Origin of the sequence: Acinetobacter sp. G11 (genome assembly GCF_049808495.1) — a bacterium.
Taxonomy (GTDB): domain Bacteria; phylum Pseudomonadota; class Gammaproteobacteria; order Pseudomonadales; family Moraxellaceae; genus Acinetobacter; species Acinetobacter kookii.
In genome coordinates this window covers 1-873 of sequence record NZ_JBNCAT010000080.1, presented here as the reverse complement: position 1 = coordinate 873, position 873 = coordinate 1, and the positions used below count along the sequence as shown (strand labels likewise).

Annotated in this window: 1 protein-coding gene and 1 pseudogene; both read right to left on the bottom strand. The window is 37.6% G+C overall.

Features of this window, described 5'->3' with window-relative positions; all coding sequences use genetic code 11:
- Nucleotides 1-184: 184 nt before the first annotated feature.
- Nucleotides 185-367, bottom strand: a complete 183-nt coding sequence (locus ACPUEY_RS14065) for a hypothetical protein (protein WP_425122468.1) — start codon at nt 365-367, stop codon at nt 185-187.
- Nucleotides 364-873, bottom strand: a pseudogene (locus ACPUEY_RS14060) (hypothetical protein); the annotation flags it as partial. The pseudogene ACPUEY_RS14060 and the gene ACPUEY_RS14065, both read right to left, overlap by 4 nt.

The window sequence follows — 873 nt, the reverse complement described above, 5'->3', positions numbered from 1 at the left end:
TATCCCTCTAGCTCGTAAATCCTTTATGATCCATGCTAGTTTCTTTTGTTCGTATTCGTCCCGTTGCTGTTTATCCATCAATTTCATCCTTCATCATTTTCTTTATGCTTTTGTAGTTCAATCCTACAAAGATAAGAAATACAATTAATACCATGAAGTGAGAGAATGAACTTTCTTCCATTGTTTATTCCTCCTCTTCTTCCCAAAGTATGTTTAAAGCTGTTTCAATTAACCCTTCTAGATACTCGGTTCTGTTAACGATGCTTGGGAATGATCCATGTGAATTAGTGAGTGTTGCGGGATATCGTTCTCTCACATCAGAGAAAGCTGCTTCTAAAACCTCAATAGCTTCTTTGACTTGACTCATGCTGTTGCACTTCCTTTGTTAAGAAGCTTGTCTGCTACTCGCACCGCATCTTCTAATTGATTTGTCATGGATAAGTACTGTGGTCTAGTTAAGTCTTTAAGACTGTGTTTTTCTTTGTAGTTGGTAATGCGTAATTTCAAGTTTGTTTTGTAAGCTGTGTTAAATGCATCCGTAAATGATCGCCATGCACTTGATATAGTCATTTTTTCTTGGTGAGCATATCGTCTAATCATTTTGTTTAAACGCTGCTGCAAGTCACCGATAGTGTCGATTCTGTCGTAGTTATCTAATCGATGTTGTACAGTTGTCACTTGTTGCTGTAGTTGTGACATTCGTCTTTCACTTTCCATATTTTGTTGAGCTAACATATAGATCAACTCGGCTGGTGATTTCGCTTGTTGTTGGGGGAATCGCTTTTCTACTTCAATGAAGTATTTTCTAATAACTCGTCCAGCTTCGTTATTTTGTACCATTGCCACTTCTTTCGCTGTATCTAATGTGAGCCA